This is a genomic window from Nocardia sp. NPDC052112 (genome assembly GCF_040680135.1).
In the GTDB taxonomy this organism is placed as follows: Bacteria; Actinomycetota; Actinomycetes; order Mycobacteriales; family Mycobacteriaceae; genus Nocardia.
Window position 1 is genome coordinate 182,283 of the sequence record NZ_JBFAWD010000015.1, and the last position, 15,340, is coordinate 197,622.

The window sequence follows — 15,340 nt, forward strand, 5'->3', positions numbered from 1 at the left end:
CTCAGTGGGGTGCGGCGCGGTGGGTGGCGGCGGCCTTGAGGAGGGTTTCGTGGTATTCGTCCTCGGGGTCCGAGTCGAGGACGATGGCGCCGCCCGCGCCGATGCGCCAGTGGCCGTCGTGGCGGACCGCGGTGCGAATGACGATATTGAGATCGGCGGTGCCCGCCAAGCCGAGGAAGCCGATGGTGCCCGAATAGATGCCGCGCGCTTCGGTTTCCAGTTCGTCGATGATCTCCATGGTCCGCAACTTGGGCGCCCCGGTCATCGAGCCGCCCGGGAAACACGCACGCAGACAATCGATCACATCGACATTGGGCCGCAGCGTGCCGCGCACGGTGGAAACCAATTGGTGCATGGTCGTATACGTCTCGGTGGCCATCAATTTCGGCACGTGCACGCTGCCGATCTGACAGACCCGACCCAGGTCGTTGCGCAACAGATCGACGATCATCAGGTTCTCGGCCCTGGTCTTCGGACTGTCGGCCAGTTCGCGCCGTAGCCGTTCGTCCTCGGCGGCCGTGGTCCCGCGCGGCGCGGTGCCCTTGATCGGCTTGCTCTCGACCATGCGCGCGCGGTCCACCTTGAGGAAGCGTTCCGGTGACGAGCAGGCGATTTCGAGATCGTCGAAGCGCAGATATGCCGCATACGGCGCGGGATTGCAGCGGCGCAGCGTGCGATAGAAATCGAGCCCGTCCGATTCGGCGGCCGCCATGGACGCGGAATCGGTCAGGCAGATCTCGTAGGACTCGCCCGCATGCAGCCGCTCCTGACAGACGACGATATCGGCGAGATACCGTGCCCGCCCGCGGGTGAACAGCGGCGCGACGGCGGCGGTATCGGAGCGCACCTCGAGCGTCGGCGGATTCGCCCACGTAGGTAGGGATTCCAGGATCTCGCGGGTATCGCGCAACCAATCCGCACCCGCCCGAAGGGCTTCCGGCGCGGGGTCGGTGAGTGCGAGCAGATGGGTGCGCCCACCGACGTGGTCCACGACCACGATCCGATCGGCGAAGATCCACTGCGCGTCCGGTGTGGCGGCGCGATGCGCGGCATTCGCACCGCAATCGGCCTTCACCTCATAGCCCAGGTATCCGACGTACCCACAGGCGAAATCGAAAGGCAGATCAGGTAGTTCGGTATGTCTCAGGTGCAGCTGCCCGGCGAGGTAGTCGAGAATTCCGCCGGTTACGGTGCGCCGATTTCCGTCCGAGGATTCCACCGTCACCTTGTTCTCCCCGACCCGGTACCGGATCACCTCGGCCAGTGGCCCGCTCGCATCGCCGAGGAAGGAGAACCGATCCAGTCCCGGTTCGATATGTTCGCTGTCGAGCCAGAATGCGGTGGAGGAGTTGCCGTATAGCCGCAGGAACGCGGCCTCGGTATCGATCGGCCGCTCGATCACCGAATGCCGCAGCTGCCAGTAGCGCCGGGATTCGCGGAACTCGTGTCTACCCGTCAGCGGCTCGGCATCTTCGAACGGCGCGCTAATGCTCGACCGAATCCGCTGGCCCGCAGTGAGTTTCGCGAAATTGCCGAGCAATGCCGCACCGTACTCGCTGGCAATCGATTCGGGATGGAATTGCACCCCCCACTGCGGTCTGCTCCGATGCCGCACACCCATGATCACCCCGTCGGCCGCGACGGCGGTGATCTCGAGGCTGTCCGGCAATGGCCGCTGGGCGCAGAGCGAGTGGTATCGCACCGCGGTGAAACCCTCGGGCAGCCCGGCGAACAGCTCGTCGCCGTCGTGTTCGATGTGATCGAGATAGCCGTGCCGCGCGGCGGGCGCGGTGGTCACGATGCCGCCCGCCGCGACGACGATGGCCTGATGTCCGAGACAGACACCGAGCAGCGGCAGTTCCGTCTCGCGGATCACCGCGGCCGAGATGCCGATATCCCGGCCGACGTCCGGGCGGCCGGGCCCGGGGGAGATGACGACATTGTCGAAGCGCTCCAGCCGCAGGCGCGCGATATCGTCGACCTCGTCATTGCGCACGACCGTGGGTTCTTCCCCGTTCACCTCGCTGATCAGCTGATACAGGTTGTAGGTGAACGAGTCGTAATTGTCGATCAGGAGCGTGCGCATCGTGCCCCGAACCCTACGCCGCGCCGGTCGGCACCAACTGTTGTCATGCGCCTTCAGTTAGATTCGGCGCGTGGTTCCGCCCTAGTATGGCCGGAGTAGAGCGCCGAAGTGAGATTGTGAAAGCTGTAGGTCTTCATGCTCTCAGGCGATAACTGATTTGGAGAGAACATGGGTAACTCATCGGGTACGCCCAGCACCCAGCCACCCGCTGAACCGCCGGCCCGCGATGCGACTGGTGGGGCGCTTCCCGATCGGCCAGAGGTTCGGGGAGGCGGGGGAGCTGTCGACTTTGCTGTCGTCGGCAAATGGATGGATGAGCAGGGGCTGCCGGTCGGTGAGTTCGAGGCGGTGGCCGCGCTCGGCGGTGGCACGCAGAACATCATGCTGCGCTTCACGCGCGGCGGTCAGGACTATGTGCTGCGCCGCGGCCCGAAACATCTGCGCGCCAAGAGCAACGACGTCATCCGTCGCGAGGCCCGGCTGCTCGGCGCGCTCGACGGAACCGGCGTGCGTGCGCCGAAGGTGATCGCCGCCTGCCCGGACGAATCCGTCCTCGGCGCGGTGTTCTACCTGATGGAGCCCATCACCGGATTCAACCCGCAGAACGAACTGCCGGAGCTGCACGCGGGTGATCCGGAGATCCGACGGCAGATGGGCCTGTCCGCGGTGGAGGCCATCGCCCGCCTCGGTTCGCTCGACTATCAGGCGCTCGGCCTGCAGGACTACGGCAAACCGGACGGGTTCCTGGAACGTCAGGTGCCGCGCTGGCTCGGCGAACTCGAGTCCTATTCGGCCAATGCGGGTTATCCGGGTCCGGAGATTCCCGGTGTGCGGCAGGTCGGAGCGTGGCTGGATCGGAATCGGCCCGCGCAGTGGACACCCGGAATCCTGCACGGCGACTGCCACCTGGCCAACATGATGTTCTCCTACGACGGCCCGGAGGTGGCCGCGATGGTCGACTGGGAGATGTCGACCATCGGCGACCCGCTGCTCGACCTCGGCTGGCAGATCGCGACCCGTCCGGAGCCCGGTACCACGGGCGCGGCGCTGATCGGCAAGCTCGGTGGCGCCGGCGGTCTGCCGACGCCGGGGGAGATGATCGAGCACTACGGCAAGTTCTCCGATCGCGACCTGAGCAATGTCACCTGGTACACCGTGCTCGCCTGCTTCAAGCTGGGAATTGTGCTGGAGGGCACGCATGCTCGCGCATTCGCGGGGAAGGCGCCCAAGCAGGTCGGTGACTTCCTGCATGCCATCACACTCGAACTCTTCGAGCGGGCGCATCGCCTGATGGATTGAACGGTGTCTGTCGGGATCTTGCCGATAGCTGGCTGAATGTGTATCGCTGAAGATATTCGGCCAATCTAGGGTATCCGCATGTCAATCGTTCCCGACGTCAAGAACTGGACCTGGGTCCTCGAACGCTCCTGTCCCGAATGCGGATTCGACCCGGAGTCGATCGTCTACGCGGCGGTACCCGCGCTGGCTCGCGAATACGCGGGCCGTTTGTCGGCGACGCTCGGCCGTCCCGACGCCACCGCCCGCCCGGACGACTCCACCTGGTCGGTGCTCGAATATGCCGCCCATGTGCGCGATGTCTGCCGAATCTTCACCTATCGCGCGGCGATCGCGGCCCGCACCGAGGCGGTCGATCCGAAGGTTCCCGGGTTCGACGCGAAAGGCTCCGAGTCCGCCGACGGTGTTCCGGTGTTCTCGAACTGGGATCAGGATGTCACCGCCACCGTCGATCGATACGAGAAGCAGGATCCGCGCACGGTCGCCGGGGAGTTGACCGACGCGGCCGAGGCCGTCGCGCGCGCCTTCGCATCGATTCCGGAAGCCGCGCTCGGCAATCGGGCGCGGCGCAGTGACGGCTCGGTCTTCACGGTGGAATCCCTGGCCGCCTACTTCCTGCACGACCTAATCCACCATGTGCATGACGTACGCGGCTGAAGTCGGGCAATATCGGACCGTGGCGGGTTCGCGGCCGGGCAGAACTGGAACTCGTTCGGGTGCTCTGTCAATCCTTGTCGACGAATTTTCAATCGAGTACTAGAACGCGTTACAGTTTTCTCGTACTGTGGGTGCAGTCACATAGAAGCCCGTGCTTGCGAGAGGTCGACAGGAATGAAGACGAAAGGCGCGATCCTGTGGGGGATCGACCAGCCGTGGTCGGTCGAGGAGATCGAGGTCGGCGATCCGGTATCCGGTGAGGTCCAGATCCGGATGGAAACCGCCGGTATGTGCCACTCGGACCACCACATCGTGACCGGTGCGACACCGATGCCGGCCTTCCCGGTCATGGGCGGCCACGAGGGCGCGGGCGTGATCACCAAGCTCGGACCGAACTGCCCCGCCGACCTGCAGGTCGGCGACCATGTGATCCTGTCGTTCATCCCGGCCTGCGGTCGCTGTCCGGCGTGTGTGAGCGGCAATATGGCACTGTGCGATCTGGGCGCCGGCCTGCTGATGGGGCAGGCCATCAGCGACGGCACCTACCGCATCCAGGCCCGCGGTGAGAATGTCATCCCGATGTGCCTGCTCGGCACCTTCGCGCCGTATATGACGGTGCACCACACCTCGGTGGTCAAGATCGACCCGAGCATTCCGTTCGAGGTCGCCTGCCTGGTCGGCTGCGGCGTCCCCACCGGCTTCGGATCCTCCACCCACGTCGCCAAGGTCGCGCCCGGTGAGACCGTGGTGATCGCGGGCATCGGCGGTGTCGGCATGAGCGCGCTGCAGGGTGCGGTGCTCTCCGGCGCGTCCAAAGTCGTTGCCATCGACCCGAACCCGTGGAAGCGCGAGCAGGCGGAGAAGTTCGGCGCGACGCACACCTACGAGAGCATGGCCGCCGCCATCATGCCGCTGCTGGAGGCCACCGAGGGCCGGATGGCGCAGAAGGTCATCCTGACCATGGGTGAGATGCACGGCGAATACATCGAAGAGGGCCTGATCCTCACCGCCAAGGCGGGCACCCTGGTCGTCACCTCCATGGGCCGCATGGACGAGAGCGATGTCAAGCTGAACAGCTTCCTGCTGTCCATGCTGCAGAAGACCGTCAAGGGCTGCATCTTCGGCGGTGGCAACGCCCGCCAGGATGCCCCGCATCTGCTTTCGCTGTACAAGTCGGGCCAGCTGAACCTGGACGATATGGTGACCCGTCAGTACACCCTGGAGCAGATCAACGAGGGCTATCAGGACATGCTGGACGGCAAGAACATTCGCGGCATCATCAAGTACACCGAAGCCGACTGGTAATCCGTCGGATCACCGCTCGGCGAGCCTGGTCGCGACCTGCGTGATCAGCTCGTACGGAACCGGCTTGCCGAGCGGAAATTTCAGCGTCCCCCGGCCCGCCCGGTACGGCTCGACGGCTCGCTCGAATGCGGCATCGCCGTCCGGGATCGGGTAGACGCTGACGTGCTGTTTCCACCCAGCGAAATGCACGATATTGCGGCCGTTGAGCCGGAAGGTCGGAATGTCGTAGGCAATCGCCTCGGTCGCCTCGGGTAACGCGCGGTGCACCGTATGGCGAATCTCTTGCAGTACATCGCGCACGTCCTCGGGAAATCCGGCGATATACGCGTCGACCGATGCCGCCCTATCTGCCATCTGTCACCCCTCGATTTCAGGTGCGTCCGCACCGTCCGAAGAAACACCAGGCAATCCGGAGCCTACTCCCGCACTCCGGCTCTTCGATGCCGCGCACGAATTCGCGCAACGCGCACGAATGGCGGGCAAATCGGGGCGCGGCGCGCGAATTTGTGCGCGGTGTCAGGTGCAGCGGAGGAGGGCGTCGCGGAGGTTGCGGGTGCGGGCGTCGTCGAGGACGGCTAGGCCTAGGCGGTTCATGGCGTAGCCGAAGCCGAGGCCGGTTGTGGGGTCGGCGAATCCGAAGGAGCCGCCCAGGCCGGTGGTGCCGTACGCGTGGGTGTCGGAGCCGAAGCGGAACGAGCCGCGGGATTTGCGGAAGCCCAGGTGGTAGCGGGACTTGGTATGCAGCACCAGATCGTCGGCGGGCACATCGTCGGCGGCGGTGGCGGCGAGCCGATCGAGCACCGCATCGTCGATCGGCAGCGCACCGGTGCGACCAGCCGCAGCGCCGTAGGCCCTGGCCAGTGACCTGGCGTTGCCGACACCATTGGAACCCGGCATCTCCAACTCCAGTAGTTCGCGCCGGCTCGCCCGCGCCGGCGCGCCGATGCGCGGATTGGTCAGTGCCGCATGGGAAAGTCCGCGTTTGGCGAAGATCTCCGCGCCGATGCGCACCGGGATATCGCGCTCGTAGCGCAGGATGTCGGTACCCTCGGTGGCGGCCGGGGTGGCGATGCGGTCCATGCTCTGCTCGGCGGGCAGACCGATGAAGAAGTCCAGGTCGAGCGGCTTCGCGATGTCCTCGGCGAAGATCCGGCCGAGCGTGCGGTGTTCGGTATCCACGCGGCGCACGAGCTCGCCCTGGTACAGGCCGAGAGTGATGGCGTGATAACCGTGTCGGGTGCCCGGCCGCCACGCGGGCCGCTGCGCCGCGAGAATCGTTGCGAGACCGTCGAGATCGGCGATCTGCGGCAGGCGCACCACGGTATCCAGTCCGGACAGTCCGGCCTGATGATCGATCAGCTGACGCACCGTGACCGCGTCCTTGCCCTGCGCGGCGAACTCCGGCCAGAACTTCGCCACCGGCGCTTCGTAGTCGAGCAGTCCCCTCGACACCATGGTGGCGACCACGAACGCGGCCATGCCCTTGGTCGAGGAGAAGACCGGGACGATGGTGTCGCGTTCCCACGGCAGCGTCCGGTGGCGGTCACGATGGCCCGCCCACAGATCCACCACCGGGCGATCGCCCGCGTAAACGGCCACGGCGGCGCCGATTTCGCCGTGCTGGGCGAAGTTGCGGCGGAAGGCGTCGGCGACGGGGCCGAATCCGGCCGCTACATCGCCGTGGATGGCGGGCTGTGTGCTCATGGTCGGTTGATGGTACCGGCGGTACCGAATTAAATGTGCGGACGGTGCGGGCGGGCCGGGAACAGCCGTCTCGTACGCTCATTTCGTGCGTGCATTCGAGCAGATCAAGGACTGGCCGGTTCGGCATGCGGCGGTGGGTGTCGTCACCCGGGACGGGGTGCGGACGGCGGGTGCTACCGAGCGGGTATTCCCGCTTGCCTCGGTGACCAAGCCGCTGGTCGCCTATGCGGTGCTCGTCGCGGTGGAGGAGGGCGCGATCGAACTCGATCAGCCCGCCGGTCCGCCGGGGGCTACCGTTCGGCATCTGCTCGCGCACACTTCCGGCATCGCCTTCGATACCACCGAGGTGATCGCCGCGCCCGGTACGCGACGCGTTTATTCCAGCGCCGGATTCGAAATCCTCGCGGCCTTCGTCGCGGAGCAGACCGGCATCGCGTTCCCGGAGTACTTGCGCGAGGCCGTATTCGAGCCACTCGGCATGACGGCCTCGGTGCTGGCCGGTCCGGCCGGACATGCGGCCCGCTCCACCGCAGCGGATCTGGTGCGCTTCGGTGCGGAACTGCTGGATCCCCAGCTGATTTCGGCGCAGACGCACGCCGAGGCGACCACCGTCGCGTTCCCCGGACTCAACGGTGTGCTGCCGGGTTACGGATCGCAGCGTCCCAACGACTGGGGACTCGGATTCGAGATTCGCGACGCGAAATCGCCGCACTGGACCGGCGGATCGAATTCCGCAGGTACCTATGGCCATTTCGGGCAGTCCGGCACATTTTTGTGGATCGATCCCGAATTAGGGGTGGCGAGTATCGCTTTGAGCGACGAGAATTTCGGCGACTGGGCACGGGAGGCATGGCCCGTCTTTTCCGACACGGTGATCGCCGAGGTGATCCTCGCTCGGAACTCGGTTCCGAAGTAACAGGTCGGACACGCCTCCGAAGTAACATGTGTAACTCGGGGCACTCCAGTAAACTCGGGCAACGCCAGCACGACGGATCGTTGGGGAAGACGTTTCTCGTCGAAGCTGGAGGTGTCAGTGGTGCGCGCATCGAGTCAGTTCGCGGACGCGACGGCGGGTGTGGTCTATATCCACTCATCGCCGGCTGCGCTGTGCCCGCATATCGAATGGGCACTGACCTCGGCACTCGGCTCGCCCGCGAAATTGCGCTGGACCGCACAACCCGTCGACGGTCAGCTGCGTGCGACCACCGACTGGATCGGTCCGGTCGGCACCGCATCGCGAATTGCCCAATCCTTGCGGTCGTGGCCCGTGCTGCGCTTCGAGGTCACCGAGGACCCCAGCGACGGCGTCGACGGCGAACGCTACAGCTTCGTGCCGACCCTCGGCCTCTGGCACGGCTCCACCTCCGCCAACGGCGATGTCACCATCGGCGAGATGCGGCTGCGCGCCATGCTGCAGACCAACCGGGAACTCGGCAACTACACCGGCTATGACCTGGCTACCGAACTCGACCGCGTCCTGGGTACCGCCTGGGACGAGGATCTCGAGATCTACCGCTATGGCACCGAATCCGGCGCCGAGGTGACCTGGCTGCGCCGCGACGTCGGCTGATCGCGGTGGTCGTCGGGGCTTGCTCCGCAGTCGGTCGGGCGAAAGCCGCGGCGAAGTGCGCGCCGCGGCCGACGCGATAGCGCTGCGTGCCTCAGCCGATCAGGTGCTCGAGCGCGAGTTGCTGCAGTCGGACGAAACCGTAGTCCCGTTCGGCGGCCTTATCCGGGGCGAAACCGTCGTCGGCACGCAGGAACGCCTCGATCGATTCCCCGTCGTCGAGGGTGGGGCGCGCCAGGTCGAGGACGCCGGAGTAGGCCATCGCCTCCTGCACTCGGGAATCGGCGCGGTAGGCACGGGCCTTGTCGGCGAGCATCAGATAGGTCGCCATACAAGCCTTGGCCGATTCCCATACGCCGGTGAGGTGTTCGGTGCGCGAGGGCTTGTAGTCGAAATGCCGTGGTCCGGTGTAGCGCGGGCCGTCCGGATCGCCCGGGAAACCGTTTTCGAGCAGGTCGACGGTGAAGAATGCGGAGACCAGATCGCCGTGTCCGAAGACCAGATCCTGGTCGTATTTGAGACCACGCTGGCCATTGAGGTCGATATGGAACAGCTTGCCGCTCCACAAGGCCTGGGCGAGGGCATGGGTGTAGTTGAGGTTGGCCATCTGTTCGTGGCCGGTTTCCGGATTGAGTCCTACGATATCGCCGTGCTCCAATTCGGCGATGAGGGCGAGCGCATGCCCGACGGTGGGCAGGAAGATATCGCCGCGCGGCTCATTGGGCTTGGGCTCCAAGGCGATTCGCAGGTCGTATCCCTGTGACTTGATGTAGCCCGCGACCGTATCCAGGCCCTCCTTGTAGCGTTCGAACGCGGCGAAGATGTCCTTGGATCCGTCGTACTCACTGCCCTCGCGGCCGCCCCACATCACGAAGGTGGTGGCGCCGAGCTGTGCGGCCAGATCCACCGCGCGCAGGATTTTGCGCAGGCCGAAGCGGCGGATCGAGCGGTCGTTGGCGGTCAGTCCGCCGTCCTTGAAGACCGGGTGGGTGAATGTATTGGTCGTGACCATCTCGATGGTCAGACCACAGCGATCGGTCGTTTCCCGTAGGCGTGCGAGGTTGCGCTTCTTGGTCGCCTCATCGGCATCGAAGGGGAATATATCGTTGTCGTGGCAGGTGATACCCCAGACGCCGAGTTCGGCCAGGCGTTCGGCGTACTCCCACGGTGCCAGTGTCGGTCGGGTCGGCAGGCCGAACGGGTCGGTACCCGTCCAACCGACCGTCCACAGGCCGAAGGAGAACTTGTCGTCGGTGGTGGGTTCGCGGGTCACATTGCCTCCAAATGTGTCTACGACGGACCTCGACTTCCGGTGTACCCCTCGGCAAAGTACGCCGCGCCACGCCGGGATCGGGTGAGCATCGCCAGTTCGCCCCGTTGCCGTTCGAGATCGAAGGGGGACGCACCGTCGATCGAGTGCAGCAGGGTCGTCGCCCAGTAGGAGAAATGCTGTGCCTGCCACACTCGATCGAGTGCGCGGTCGGTATAGCGCCGCAACGATTCTTCCGAGCCCCTGGCGAAGTATTCGTCGATGACCTCGTGCAGTACCCGCACATCCGCGAGCGCGAGATTCAGCCCCTTCGCACCGGTCGGCGGAACGGTGTGGGCGGCATCGCCGGCCAGCAGGAGTCTGCCGTGGCGCATCGGCGCGGTGACGAACGAGCGGAACGGCAGTACCGTCTTCCCGCTGATCGGCCCCTCTTGCAGCTCGAAACCGTTGCCGTTGACGCGTTTTCGCATTTCGGCCCAGATCCGCTCGTCGTCCCAGTCTGCGGGGCGCTCGGTGGGCGCGCATTGGAAATACATGCGCTGCATCGTCGACGTGCGCTGGCTGACCAGGGCGAAGCCGTGTTCGGAGTGCGCGTAGATCAGCTCCGGATGCGACTGCGGCGCCTCGGTGAGGAAGCCGAACCAGGCAAAGGGGTATTCGCGAAACCATTCGGTGCGCAGGCCATCCGGAAAGGCGTGGCGGCAGATCGAACGGGAACCGTCCGCCCCGACGATGAGATCGGCCTCCAGCCGGGCCGGGCGGCCGTCCGCGTCGGTGAACGTGACCACCGGAGGATCGGTGCAGACCGTAGTATCCCGGACGCCATAGCGAATATCGCCGCCATCGGTCCTGCGGCGGTCGGCGAGGTCGATGAACACCTCGGTCTGCGGATACAGCCACACCGATTCGCCGACCAGTTCCCGGAAATCGATCCGATGGTTGTCACCGTCGAAGCGCAGCACCACACCGTCGTGTCGGTCGCCTTCGGTGAGCACGCGATCGGAGACGCCGGAATCCACCAGCATGCGCACCGAACCCGCCTCGAGGATGCCCGCGCGAATGGTGGTCGCGATCTGCTCATAGGTGCGGATATCGATGACGACCGATTCGATTCCGCGGCGGTGCAACAGATGCGACAGCAGCAGACCCGCCGGCCCGGCTCCGACAATGGCGACCTGTGTGCGGGTGGTCGTCATAGTGCCAAACCCTTCGAATCGCCTAGATCGGCGACGGCCGGTTCCACCGACCGCGTGTTCAGCCGGGACACCGTCGCCATCGCGAGCATGCCGATCCCCGCCACCGCGGCGAAGAAGTAGAAGCCCCACGGATACGCGGATCCGGCGACCACGAGCCAGCCGGTGATGGTCGGACCGAAGATCGCGCCCAGCCGCCCTACACCCGCGGTCAGGCCGAGCGCGGTGGCCCGCACCTCGGCCGGATATGCCTGCGTGACATAGGCATAGATGAGTACCTGGGCCGAGAACACGAAGATGCCGGTGACCAGTACCAGCGCATCGAGCAGCAGGGTGCTCGACACCTTGATGCTCAGGAGGGCCAGCAGTACGGCGGCGGCCGCGAACCATACGAGGGCAGTCGGCTTGGTGCCGCGGCGGTCCGCGAGGGTCCCGGCGATGAGCAGCCCGATGACCGCCCCGACATTCAGTACCAGCAGCAATGTCAACGAGGTCGACATGTTGTAGCCGGCGTCGCGCATCAGCTTCGGCAACCAGGTGTTGAGTCCGTAGACCAGCAGCAGACCCATGAAAGAGCCGACCCACACCCCGAGCGTCGTGCGCAGATAGCGCGGTGCGAGGACCACGGTAGGCCGGTTCCGTTCGGGCGTGGCCTGGGCGGCCAGATACGCCTGCGATTCGGGCAGTTTGGCCCAGATCAGCGGCAGCAGCAGGAATCCGCCGATGCCGCCGAGGTAGAACAGCGGCTGCCAGTGCGGCACGAGCTGCAGCGCGAGGAGCGAGCTGATCACCGCGCCGGTGTGATAGCCGGTCATGGTGATGGTGCTGGCGAAGGCCCGGCGGGTGGCTGGTACCTGTTCGGCCATGAAGGTCAGCGCCGTCGGCAGACACGCACCGAGCCCGATCCCGGCCAACAGGCGGAATACGCCGAAAACGGTGACGGATCCGGCCGCCGGGACGGCCGCGGTGAACGCCGAGAACAAGGCAATCGAGACGAGCAGCACTTTGCGACGTCCGTAGCGGTCGGCCAGCGGCGCACCCGCCGCGCCGATGGCGACACCGACCAGCGAGATCGTCGCGGCGAAAGTCGCACCGGCGGCGGTGAATCCGATGTGGTGGTGCTCGATGAGGGTGGGAATGACGGCACCGAGCACGACCAGGTCGTAGCCCTCGAGCAGGACGATGAGCCAGCACAGTACGGCCGACCACGACGACAGCTTGTTCATGATGATTCGTTTCTGCAGATTCGGGCCGGTCATAGCGGGCCCTGATTGTGATGGCTCTCACGCTAGGATGACCGGTAATCAGAAATCCAATTGATATTTTTCTCGATCCACATAGGGGAGATCTATGGCCGCCGAGTTCGATCTGAACCTGGTGCGCACATTCGTGCTGCTGTACGAGACCAGGAGTGTCACCGCCGCCGCCGATCTGCTCGGGGTAACCCAGCCGACGGTCAGCTACGGGCTCGGCAAGTTGCGGCGGCGGCTGCGCGATGAACTTTTCGTGCGCGGCCCGGGTGGTCTGGTGCCGAGTGCGGAGGCCGAGCGGCTGTATCCACCGCTGCGTGCGGCCATCGCCGGTGTCGAGGAGACACTCGGCGCCACAACCGAATTCGACCCGAGCCGACCGGCCCGCTTCGCACTCGGACTCTCCGATCTCGGCGAGGTTACGGTGCTGCCGCTGGTGCTCGCGGAACTGGCCGTCCGGGCACCGCAGGTAACCCTGCAGGTCGAGGCCTTCGATGTCGATACCGCGACCGATCGACTGGCCCGCGGCGAGGTCGACGCGATCGTGGCCAGTCCGGTCCTCGACTCACCCCGGCTGACGCGGACGCCACTGTTCACCGAGGGCTATGCGGGGCTGGTCGCGGCGCGGCACCCCCGGCTCCGCGGTGCCGCGCCCACCCACGCCGAACTGGACGGTGAGCGGCATATCGTCGTCGAGGGGGTGACGGGCCACCCCGGGCCACGCAAGGCGCTGCGCGCACACCAGCTCGAGGAGCGGGTTGCCGTGCGCGTCACCCGCTTCGCCACCCTGCCCTATGTGGTGCAGGACAGTGAGCTGGTCGCCATCGTGCCCGAACGGGTGGCGCACGCATTGGCGCGTACCCATCCGGTGCGCGTATTCACCCTGCCGTGGTCGATCGAGCCGGTGGAGGTTGCGGCGTATACCCGGCGCGCACCCGGTCGGGCGGCGGCTCAGCGGTGGTTTCTGGACGTGCTTCGGGCGGCGCTGGAGAAGCTGCCGACGGTCAGCCCAGTCGGGTGATCGGCTTGGCGGCGGTGAGATCCGCTTCGATCCGGTGGGCGGCGGTTTGCAGGCGCGGAATCAGTTCGGCCCGAATGGATTCGATGCTGCGGCGGGAGGCATGGGTCGAGATGTTGATCGCGGCGATCACACCCGACCGATCGCGGATGGGCGCCGCGACCGACCGCAGACCTTCCTCCAATTCCTGGTCGACGATGGAATAGCCCTGTGCGCGAACCTTTTCCAGGGCGGCGCGCAAGGCGTCCCGATCGGTGATGGTGTTGCCGGTCAGCCGGGCCAGTGGCGTGCGTGTCAGATAGGCGTCGAGTTCGGTCGCCGAGAGTCCGGCCAACAGGACATGGCCCATGGAGGTGGCGTAGGCCGGAAAACGGGTGCCGATATTGATGCTGACGGTCATGATCCGGGATGCGGCCACCCGGGCGACGTAGACGACATCCGGACCGTCGAGCACCGATACCGAACTGGATTCGCGCACATCGGCGCAGAGCTGTTCGAGGTGCGGCTGCGCCACCTCGGACAGGCTCATGCTGGACAGATACGAATAGCCCAGTTCGAGCACCTTGGCGGTGAGCGAGAAGCGTTTGCCGTCGGTGCGGACATAGCCGAGATCGGCGAGGGTCAACAGAAACCGGCGCGCCGCGGCGCGGGTGAGTCCGGTCAGGCGCGCGACATCGGAGAGCGTCAGCTGCTGGTTCTCGGCGTCGAATGCCTTGATGACCGCGAGGCCGCGTTCGAGCGACTGCACGTAATGGGTGCCGCGCTGGTCGTCGTCGGTACCGCCGGTCGTCATCGTCGTCCTCCTCGACAGGGTGCTACAGGGCGGTGTCGTCCCCGAGTTCGGCCAGTACCTGCTGCCCGATCGCGAAGGCCGCATTGGCCGCCGGAACGCCCGCATAGGCACCAGTGTGCAGCAGGACTTCGGCGATCTCGGCGGCGGTGAGACCGTTGGTGATCGCGGCGCGCACATGCATCGCAATCTCCTCGTGCCGCCCGAGGGCGGTGAGCACCGCAAGGGTAACGCAGCTGCGGGTGCGCCGGTCCAGGCCCTCGCGGGTCCAGATCGAGCCCCACACCGACTCGGTGATGTATTCCTGGAACGGCCTGGTGAACTCGGTGGTCCTGGCGACGGCGCGATCGACGTGATCGTCGCCCAGCACTTCGCGCCGGACGGCCATGCCGCGCTCCGCTCGTTCGGCTGTTGTTCGCTCGCTACGCTCGTTCATGAGTTCTCCTTCAAGTGCGCGAGAATCAGATCGTTGACCGCCTCCGGTGCTTCGGCGCTGGCCAGATGGGCGCCGGGGCCGACGACTTCGAGGCGGGCGTGCGGGACCGTGCGCGCAATGCGCTGTCCGTGCTCGGGTGGGGTGGCCGGATCCTGGGCACCGGCGATCACGAGTGTGCTTGCGGTGATCGATGACAGCCGGTCGGCGATATTCATCGTTTCGATTGCCGCGCAACAGGATGCGTAGCCATCGGGGGCGGTGGCCGCGACCATGTCCTCGTAGTAGCGGATGCGGTCGGGATGGTCCGCGCGCCACTGCGGGGTGAACCAGCGCTGTACGACGGCATGGGAAACCGCCTGTGTCCCTTCGGCTCTGACCAGCGCGGCCCGCTCGGCCCAGCCGCTGGGCGGGCCGAGTTCGGCGGAGGTGCAGCACAGCGTGAGTGTGCGCAGCCGGTCCGGTGCGTGCGCACCGAGCCACATGCCGACCATGCCGCCGAGCGACAGCCCGACGAAATGGGCGCGCCCGATGCCGAATCGGTCGAGCAGCGCGATCACATCGGAGCCGAGGTCCGTCAGTGTGTAAGGGCCAGGGGGAACCGGGGATGTGCCGTGACCACGGTGGTCATACCGCAGCACTCGGTACCCGGCGGCGGTCAAAGCGGTGACCTGCGGATCCCACATCCGCACGTCACTGCCCAGTGATCCGCTCAGCACGACAGGTTCGCCGTCGTCCGGACCGGTCACGAGGCAGTTCACGTCGATGGCG

15 protein-coding genes are annotated in these 15,340 nt (G+C 66.1%); 6 read left to right on the top strand and 9 right to left on the bottom strand.

Annotated features, from left to right (window positions below; all coding sequences use genetic code 11):
• Window position 1 precedes the first annotated feature (1 nt).
• The gene (pabB, locus tag AB0L58_RS27370; protein ID WP_364390682.1) at window positions 2-2,086 is read right to left on the bottom strand and encodes an aminodeoxychorismate synthase component I; all 2,085 of its coding nucleotides are present in this window, start codon (window positions 2,084-2,086) and stop codon (window positions 2-4) included.
• Window positions 2,087-2,395: 309 nt separating this feature from the next.
• Here pabB and AB0L58_RS27375 point away from each other — a divergent pair, with 309 nt between their 5' ends.
• The 3 genes from AB0L58_RS27375 to AB0L58_RS27385 all read left to right on the top strand — a co-directional run bounded on the left by AB0L58_RS27375 (window position 2,396) and on the right by AB0L58_RS27385 (window position 5,344).
• The gene (locus AB0L58_RS27375; protein WP_364390683.1) at window positions 2,396-3,385 is read left to right on the top strand and encodes a phosphotransferase family protein; all 990 of its coding nucleotides are present in this window, start codon (window positions 2,396-2,398) and stop codon (window positions 3,383-3,385) included.
• A 78-nt stretch (window positions 3,386-3,463) separates the two neighbouring features.
• Complete coding sequence (locus AB0L58_RS27380; protein WP_364390685.1) at window positions 3,464-4,039, top strand: DinB family protein; 576 nt, start codon at window positions 3,464-3,466, stop codon at window positions 4,037-4,039.
• 174 nt (window positions 4,040-4,213) lie between these two features.
• Entirely contained in the window at window positions 4,214-5,344 is a 1,131-nt protein-coding gene (locus AB0L58_RS27385; protein WP_364390686.1) for an NDMA-dependent alcohol dehydrogenase, read from the top strand.
• Between the two features lie 9 nt (window positions 5,345-5,353).
• On the opposite strand, the gene AB0L58_RS27390 is transcribed toward AB0L58_RS27385, so the two are convergent.
• Together AB0L58_RS27390 and AB0L58_RS27395 are read right to left on the bottom strand one after the other, a co-directional pair.
• Window positions 5,354-5,698, bottom strand: coding sequence for a DUF1801 domain-containing protein (locus AB0L58_RS27390; protein WP_364390687.1), 345 nt, complete (start codon window positions 5,696-5,698; stop codon window positions 5,354-5,356).
• Between the two features lie 162 nt (window positions 5,699-5,860).
• On the bottom strand, window positions 5,861-7,048 hold the full coding sequence (locus tag AB0L58_RS27395; RefSeq protein ID WP_364390688.1) for a serine hydrolase domain-containing protein: 1,188 nt from the start codon (window positions 7,046-7,048) through the stop codon (window positions 5,861-5,863).
• Between the two features lie 85 nt (window positions 7,049-7,133).
• Here AB0L58_RS27395 and AB0L58_RS27400 point away from each other — a divergent pair, with 85 nt between their 5' ends.
• Complete coding sequence (locus tag AB0L58_RS27400) at window positions 7,134-7,964, top strand: serine hydrolase domain-containing protein (RefSeq protein WP_364390690.1); 831 nt, start codon at window positions 7,134-7,136, stop codon at window positions 7,962-7,964.
• Window positions 7,965-8,084: 120 nt separating this feature from the next.
• Window positions 8,085-8,618, top strand: coding sequence for a DUF3145 domain-containing protein (locus tag AB0L58_RS27405; protein WP_364390691.1), 534 nt, complete (start codon window positions 8,085-8,087; stop codon window positions 8,616-8,618).
• Between the two features lie 91 nt (window positions 8,619-8,709).
• On the opposite strand, the gene xylA is transcribed toward AB0L58_RS27405, so the two are convergent.
• From xylA to AB0L58_RS27420, 3 genes are read right to left on the bottom strand one after another with little or no spacing between them, the layout of a single operon-like run.
• Entirely contained in the window at window positions 8,710-9,888 is a 1,179-nt protein-coding gene (xylA, locus tag AB0L58_RS27410) for a xylose isomerase (protein ID WP_364390692.1), read from the bottom strand.
• 17 nt (window positions 9,889-9,905) lie between these two features.
• Window positions 9,906-11,081: a 4-hydroxybenzoate 3-monooxygenase gene (locus tag AB0L58_RS27415; protein WP_364390693.1), complete on the bottom strand. Its 1,176-nt coding sequence runs from the start codon at window positions 11,079-11,081 to the stop codon at window positions 9,906-9,908.
• Entirely contained in the window at window positions 11,078-12,337 is a 1,260-nt protein-coding gene (locus tag AB0L58_RS27420; RefSeq protein WP_364390694.1) for an aromatic acid/H+ symport family MFS transporter, read from the bottom strand. Before AB0L58_RS27420 ends, AB0L58_RS27415 begins: the two co-directional genes overlap by 4 nt.
• Before the next feature lie 91 nt (window positions 12,338-12,428).
• On the opposite strand from AB0L58_RS27420, the gene AB0L58_RS27425 reads away from it, so the two are divergent.
• Window positions 12,429-13,349, top strand: a complete 921-nt coding sequence (locus AB0L58_RS27425; protein WP_364390696.1) for a LysR family transcriptional regulator — start codon at window positions 12,429-12,431, stop codon at window positions 13,347-13,349.
• Here AB0L58_RS27425 and AB0L58_RS27430 read toward each other — a convergent pair.
• From AB0L58_RS27430 to pcaD, 3 genes are all read right to left on the bottom strand, one after another.
• Window positions 13,333-14,139: an IclR family transcriptional regulator C-terminal domain-containing protein gene (locus tag AB0L58_RS27430; RefSeq protein ID WP_364390697.1), complete on the bottom strand. Its 807-nt coding sequence runs from the start codon at window positions 14,137-14,139 to the stop codon at window positions 13,333-13,335. The genes AB0L58_RS27425 and AB0L58_RS27430 overlap by 17 nt on opposite strands.
• Before the next feature lie 22 nt (window positions 14,140-14,161).
• On the bottom strand, window positions 14,162-14,572 hold the full coding sequence (pcaC, locus tag AB0L58_RS27435) for a 4-carboxymuconolactone decarboxylase (RefSeq protein ID WP_364390699.1): 411 nt from the start codon (window positions 14,570-14,572) through the stop codon (window positions 14,162-14,164).
• On the bottom strand, window positions 14,569-15,340 hold a 772-nt coding region (gene pcaD / locus AB0L58_RS27440; protein WP_364390701.1), incomplete at its 5' end, for a 3-oxoadipate enol-lactonase. The genes pcaC and pcaD, both read right to left, overlap by 4 nt.

Excerpts from the sequence above, each read along its gene's own strand:
- AB0L58_RS27385 (WP_364390686.1), top strand. The coding sequence starts at position 4,214 with ATGAAGACGAAAGGCGCGATCCTGTGGGGGATCGACCAGCCGTGGTCG.
- pcaC (WP_364390699.1), bottom strand. The coding sequence starts at position 14,572 with ATGAACGAGCGTAGCGAGCGAACAACAGCCGAACGAGCGGAGCGCGGC.
- AB0L58_RS27430 (WP_364390697.1), bottom strand. The coding sequence starts at position 14,139 with ATGACGACCGGCGGTACCGACGACGACCAGCGCGGCACCCATTACGTG.
- AB0L58_RS27425 (WP_364390696.1), top strand. The coding sequence starts at position 12,429 with ATGGCCGCCGAGTTCGATCTGAACCTGGTGCGCACATTCGTGCTGCTG.
- AB0L58_RS27375 (WP_364390683.1), top strand. The coding sequence starts at position 2,396 with ATGGATGAGCAGGGGCTGCCGGTCGGTGAGTTCGAGGCGGTGGCCGCG.
- pabB (WP_364390682.1), bottom strand. The coding sequence starts at position 2,086 with ATGCGCACGCTCCTGATCGACAATTACGACTCGTTCACCTACAACCTG.
- AB0L58_RS27415 (WP_364390693.1), bottom strand. The coding sequence starts at position 11,081 with ATGACGACCACCCGCACACAGGTCGCCATTGTCGGAGCCGGGCCGGCG.
- AB0L58_RS27420 (WP_364390694.1), bottom strand. The coding sequence starts at position 12,337 with ATGACCGGCCCGAATCTGCAGAAACGAATCATCATGAACAAGCTGTCG.
- AB0L58_RS27380 (WP_364390685.1), top strand. The coding sequence starts at position 3,464 with ATGTCAATCGTTCCCGACGTCAAGAACTGGACCTGGGTCCTCGAACGC.
- AB0L58_RS27390 (WP_364390687.1), bottom strand. The coding sequence starts at position 5,698 with ATGGCAGATAGGGCGGCATCGGTCGACGCGTATATCGCCGGATTTCCC.
- AB0L58_RS27395 (WP_364390688.1), bottom strand. The coding sequence starts at position 7,048 with ATGAGCACACAGCCCGCCATCCACGGCGATGTAGCGGCCGGATTCGGC.